Consider the following 5539-nt stretch of genomic DNA (forward strand, 5'->3'; position numbering starts at 1 on the left):
GGAAAGCTGACGCTCTGCCCCGCCGGCAAGCGCACCTTGATCAGTTCGAGCGGCATGTCGGAAGCCGGCGAGAGGTGCCGCCTGAGATAGCCGGTGGCCGGATCGCGCCAGACCGGCTGCTCGCCTTCGCGCAGCAGGCCGCCGCCCTTGAGTTCCGCCCTGGCAATGAGCGTCGACAGCGTCATGCCGAAGGCCGCGGCGATGCGCACCAGCAGCGCCGCGGTCGGGCTGGTCTTGCCCTGCTCTATGGTGCTGAGCATCGCCTTCGACACATCGGAGCGTTCCGCGAGCTCCGCCAGCGACCAGCCCCGCAAGGCCCGTTCCGAGCGTATCCTGCTGCCAAGGCTGGATGAAATGTCGTTCGCTATATCATTCATTCGTTCAATATAGCGAACTCGACACGGAATGAAAGTCGGCGTTCGATCGAATTTTCGCGGTCGGCTTAACGGCGCCTACACCATCCGACCTCACCCCGGCTTAACCTCATCTGTGTAGGTTGCATCCCGAGGGAATGGGGATCATGCCATCTATGTTTGTCGAACGCGAAGTCTCCGTTGGAGAAGCGACCTCGCAGGAGCGTCGCAACAGGGAGCAGAGCGACAAGCGCATTCTCGGCAATGTCGTGCAATGCGATGGCGCGCGCGCCACCATTGGCGCCTATGCCGACGATATCGAAGGCGCGATCACCGGCCTGTGGACCGTCGGCAAGATGATCTCGATCAACCTCGGCTCGACGCGAACGGTCGGCCTCGTTTACGCGATCGGCAAGTCGGACCGCGCCTGGAGCAATGAGGGGCAGAACCCGATCGAGGTCAGCATCGAGTTGATCGGCGAGGTGCGCGACGGCGCCGAGCCAGGCGCCAAGCCCGTATTCGACCGCGGCATCACAACCTATCCACATATCGGCGCCATTGCGCACCGCATCCGCAGCCGCGACCTGCAGGCGGTCTACGATCTCGCCGGCCGGCATTCGATCACCATCGGCACGCTGTCGCAGGACGAGGCGATCGACGCCAACATCGCCATCGACGATGTCCTGGCGCGTCACTTCGCCATCGTCGGCACGACCGGCGTCGGCAAATCCACAGCCGTGTCGCTGCTGTTGCGCAAGTCGATCGAGGCCCGGCCGGATCTGCGCATCCTCATCCTCGACCCGCACAACGAGTTCGCTGCCTCGCTGCCCGAATATTGCGTCCGGGTCGATTCCAAGACGCTGGACCTGCCCTTCTGGATGTTCAGGCTGGAAGAGTTCGCCGAGGTGCTGTTTCGCGGGCGCGAGACGGAGCCCGAGGAAGTCGATGTGCTGCGCGATCTCATCCCTGCCGCCAAAAACCTCTATCGCAACCCGGGCTCCGGCACCTATCTGCGGCGCGGCAGCGACGCGCTGACCGCCGATACGCCGGTACCCTACCGCATCGCCGATCTCATCAAGCAGATCGACGAGCGCATGGGCATGCTCGAAAGCAAGAACGACCGCCCGACGCTGAAATCGCTGAAGACGCGCATCGAATCGGCGGCGTCCGATCCCCGCTATCGCTTCATGTTCAACTCGCGCCTGATCGAGGACACCATCCACGAGACGATCGGCAACATCTTCCGCGTGCCGAACCACGGCCGTCCGGTGACCTGCTTCGAGATGGCCGGCATGCCGTCCGAGGTGGTCAATTCCGTCTGCTCGGTGCTGGCGCGCCTGGCGTTCGACCTCGCTCTGTGGAGCGAGGGGCGGCTGCGGCTGCTGCTGCTGTGCGAGGAAGCGCATCGCTATATGCCGGCCGATCCCCGCCTCGGTTTCGCGCCGACAAGGCACGCGCTGTCGCGCATCGCCAAGGAGGGCCGCAAATACGGCTGCTATCTCGGCGTCGTCACCCAGCGTCCGGGCGAGCTCGACCCGACCATCCTGTCGCAGTGCTCGACCTTTTTCGCCATGCGGCTGGCCAACGAGCAGGACCAGGCGATCATCCGTTCGGCGATCGCCGATTCGTCCGCCTCGACGCTGGCCTTCCTGTCCTCGATGGGCCAGCGGGAAGCCATCGCCTTCGGCGAAGGCGTGGCGACGACGATGCGGCTGAAGTTCGAGAAACTGGCGCAGGAACTCATCCCCGGCACCGGCATGCGCGAGCAGGCGGTGCCCTCCGAAACCGGCGAAGACGTCGATCTCGCCGCGATCGTCGAACGGCTGCGCAACGTGCCGAAGCCGCAGCAGCAGATGGCCTTTGCCGAGGTCGTCGACACCGCTCGCCAGGCCGGCGACCCGGACTACCGCAAGCCCGCCGCCCCGCGCATGCAGCCGGACGAGGACTTCGACACCCGCTACGGCCTCAAGCCCGCAACCTTCGGCATGCGCCCGCAGAACGATTGATCTCTTCTTCTTCGGAAGTTCGGAGAAATCCCGAGAGAGAATTCATCAGGCCGGATTGAATGGCGCGGCTTTCGAGAACCCGGAGCGGAGCGGACATAAGTCCGTAAGCCCCGGAAGTCGAGAAGGCCGCGTCAGTCGGCCGGCCTCATGAGTTCGCTCCGGGATTTCAGGCGCAGACGCGGTTGCGGCCTTGCCTCTTCGCCTCATAGAGCTGGCGGTCGGCGCGGCGATAAAAGTCCTCGGCCGTTTCCTTGCGGTCCCAGACGGCGAGGCCGACGCTGGTGGTGATTTTGAGGCGAACGTTGCCGGACAGCACCGACATGTTGGCGATCGCCTTGCGGATGCGCTCGGCGAATTTGGCCAGCAATTCGGCGTCCATGTTCGGCGTCACCACGGCGAACTCCTCGCCGCCGAGCCGCGCCACCACGTCATGATAGCGCGTCATGCCCTTCAGACAGCCGGCGACCGCCTTCAGCACCTCGTCGCCGACGTCATGGCCATGCGTGTCGTTAACCTGCTTGAAATGGTCGAGATCGAGGATCATCAGCCCGACCGGCTTTTCGATGCGACGGAACTCCTCGAGATATTCCTTCAGCGCGTCGTCGAAATACCGCCGGTTCTGCATGCCGGTGAGCCCGTCGGTCAGCGCCGCGTGCTCCAGCGTTTCCGAACGCGCGCTGAGCGAGACCGTCATGGCGCGCAGCTTGCCCTCTTCGGTCGCCTGCCTGCGGATCAGCGGGTAGATGAAGAAGACGCCGAAGAACAGCGCGGTCGCCAGCAGCACGCCGGTCGCGAACAGCAGTCTGTTGAGATACTTGATCTTTTCGATGCGGGAGGCCGCGTCCAGGTCGGTAGCGATGGCCTGCAGGAAACCATAGGCGTGCAGCGTCACCAGGCCGGCGGCCAGGATCACGAAAATAAAGACGAAAAATGCGGATTCCGCCTTGTGGAAACGCATCTGCTCCCCGTGGAACTACCCAAAGTTCCTTATGCCATGCAGGGCCTTACGGAGGGTTAATCAGGACAACCTGAGCGAGAATGTCCGGTTTTTGTCTTACTTTCGTGATTGCATTAGCGGCCGGAGATCAGATCGCAGGCATGGCGCCGCCGGCGACAGGCAATCGCCGCCATTCCGGACCCAGTTGATGGCGGTACCAGGTCGCCTGGCGCTTGGCATATTGCCGCGTTGCGATCTTGGCGCGCTCGATCGCTTCGGCGAAGCCCAACTGGCCGGCCATCGCCGCCTGCAGCTCGCGCACGCCGATCGCCTTCATCGCCGGCAGATCCGGATCGAGGTTGAGCGCCAACAGCTCTCTGACCTCGTCCAGGGCGCCGACGTTCAGCATGCGGTCGAACCGCGTCTCGATCCGCCCGACCAGCTCCGCGCGATCCGGTTCGATGACCAGGAACCGCGCGCTGTCGCGGTCGATCAGTGGCCGGCCCCGCGCCGCCTGCCATTCGGCTATGGAACGGCCCGAGGCGTCGAGCACCTCCAGCGCGCGCACGATGCGCTGGCCGTCGGTCGGCCTGAGCTGCATGCCGACCGCCGAATCCTCGCGCATAAGGATGCGGTGCAGCCTCTCGGCGCCCTGTTCCTTGAGTTCGTAGCGCCAGCGGTCGCGGATCGCCGTCGGAATCTCGGGCATGTCCGAAATCCCTTCGGCAAGCGCGCGAAAATAGAGCCCGGTGCCGCCGACAAAAATCACCGGCCGTTCCACGAACGTGCCGTCCGGCCGTTCGGCGAGCAGGCCGTCCTCGATCAGCTTCGTCACGTCGCGCAGCCAGGCGCCGGTGGAATAGGCGACCGACGGATGGACGTGGCCGTAAAGATGGTGCGGCGCGCGGGCGAGATCGGCGGAACCCGGCCGCGCCGTCAACACGTCGAGCACCGAATAGCCCTGCATGGAATCGGTGTTGACGATGATGCCGCCCTGTCGTTCGGCGAGATCCAGCGCAAGCGCCGACTTGCCGCTGGCGGTCGGCCCGGCTATCAGGATCGCGTTCTTCACGCGGCCCTCGCCCGCCTGTCCGGAAGTCCCGATGCCGCTGATCGCCACGCTTGTGTCCCATCCCGAAGGCCGCGCCGTATCGGCCACGCTAGCGAATATGGCCTCACGGTCGGTCGGCGCAAGCGCTGTTCGCTGGCTGGCCGAGGACATCGCCTGCGATCTCGTCCTGCCGGAAACCGCGGACGCCTCTGAAACGGCCGCCACCCTGCGCGCCGCGCTCGCCTCGCACCCGGTCGACGTGATCGTCCAGCCGGCTGACGGCCGGCGCAAGAAGATCCTCATCGCCGACATGGATTCGACGATGATCGACCAGGAGTGCATCGACGAACTGGCCGACGAGATCGGCGTCAAGGACCGTGTCGCGGCGATCACCGCGCGCTCGATGAACGGCGAGATCGCCTTCGAACCGGCCCTGCGCGAGCGCGTCGCCCTGCTGAAGGGCCTCGACACCGCCGTGGTCGACCGCCTCGTCGAGACCCGGCTGACGCTGGCATCCGGTGGCCTCGTGCTGGTGCGCACCATGCGGGCCAACGGCGCCTGGGCGGCGCTCGTGTCCGGCGGCTTCAATGTCTTCACCAGCCGCATCGCGGCGATGCTCGGCTTCCAGGAAAACCGCGCCAACCGGCTGATCGAGGAGAATGGCCGTTTCACCGGCCTGGTCGCAGAGCCGATCCTCGGCCGCGCCGCCAAGGCGGAGGCCTTGCTCGAGATCGCCGCCCGGCTTGGTCTCACCCCTGCCGACGCGCTTGCCGTCGGCGACGGCGCCAACGACCTCGATATGATCCGCCTGGCCGGCACCGGCGTCGCCCTGCATGCCAAGCCCTCGGTGGCGGCGGAGGCCAAGGTCCGCATCGACCATGGCGACCTGACGGCGCTGCTCTATCTGCAAGGCTATCGCCAGGAGGAGTTTGCCGGATGAAACCGATGCGCACCAAGCGCCTGATCCTGCGCAACTGGGAGGATCGTGATCGCGAGCTCTTCCATCGCATCAATTCTGACGAGCAGGTGATGGAATTCTTTCCGTTCCGCCGCGACCGCGCCGAGACGGATGCCAAAATGGATGAATTTCGCGGCTGGATCGCCGAGGATGGCTTTGGCTTTGCCGCCGCCGAGATCGCGGCGACGGGCGAATGCATCGGCTTTGTCGGCCTCTTGGAGACCGATCACGTGC

General features: G+C 65.2%; 6 protein-coding genes. 3 read left to right on the forward strand and 3 right to left on the reverse strand.

The window, feature by feature from the left end; genetic code table 11:
- Window positions 1–377 (reverse strand): helix-turn-helix transcriptional regulator (locus EN780_RS24435; RefSeq protein WP_245500109.1); only part of this gene is annotated, 377 nt, incomplete at its 3' end.
- Between the two features lie 152 nt (window positions 378–529).
- On the opposite strand from EN780_RS24435, the gene EN780_RS24440 reads away from it, so the two are divergent.
- Window positions 530–2359, forward strand: a complete 1830-nt coding sequence (locus EN780_RS24440; protein WP_128275554.1) for an ATP-binding protein — start codon at window positions 530–532, stop codon at window positions 2357–2359.
- A gap of 166 nt (window positions 2360–2525) precedes the next feature.
- Here the strand turns inward: EN780_RS24440 and EN780_RS24445 are convergent, their stop codons facing one another.
- Together EN780_RS24445 and miaA are read right to left on the reverse strand one after the other, a co-directional pair.
- Entirely contained in the window at window positions 2526–3317 is a 792-nt protein-coding gene (locus EN780_RS24445) for a GGDEF domain-containing protein (RefSeq protein ID WP_127283659.1), read from the reverse strand.
- A 127-nt stretch (window positions 3318–3444) separates the two neighbouring features.
- Complete coding sequence (gene miaA, locus EN780_RS24450; protein ID WP_128275555.1) at window positions 3445–4410, reverse strand: tRNA (adenosine(37)-N6)-dimethylallyltransferase MiaA; 966 nt, start codon at window positions 4408–4410, stop codon at window positions 3445–3447.
- Here miaA and serB point away from each other — a divergent pair.
- Window positions 4400–5287, forward strand: a complete 888-nt coding sequence (serB, locus tag EN780_RS24455; protein ID WP_127310995.1) for a phosphoserine phosphatase SerB — start codon at window positions 4400–4402, stop codon at window positions 5285–5287. The genes miaA and serB overlap by 11 nt on opposite strands.
- Window positions 5284–5539, forward strand: a 256-nt coding sequence (locus tag EN780_RS24460) for a GNAT family N-acetyltransferase (protein WP_133372694.1), incomplete at its 3' end; no start/stop codon positions are given. The genes serB and EN780_RS24460, both read left to right, overlap by 4 nt.

This window comes from Mesorhizobium sp. M4B.F.Ca.ET.089.01.1.1, assembly GCF_004022605.1.
Classification (GTDB): domain Bacteria; phylum Pseudomonadota; class Alphaproteobacteria; order Rhizobiales; family Rhizobiaceae; genus Mesorhizobium; species Mesorhizobium abyssinicae.

What these genes read in the sequence shown, in the direction of transcription:
- EN780_RS24440 (WP_128275554.1), top strand. Translation starts at nt 530, where the DNA reads ATGTTTGTCGAACGCGAAGTCTCCGTTGGAGAAGCGACCTCGCAGGAG.
- EN780_RS24445 (WP_127283659.1), bottom strand. Translation starts at nt 3,317, where the DNA reads ATGCGTTTCCACAAGGCGGAATCCGCATTTTTCGTCTTTATTTTCGTG.
- serB (WP_127310995.1), top strand. Translation starts at nt 4,400, where the DNA reads ATGCCGCTGATCGCCACGCTTGTGTCCCATCCCGAAGGCCGCGCCGTA.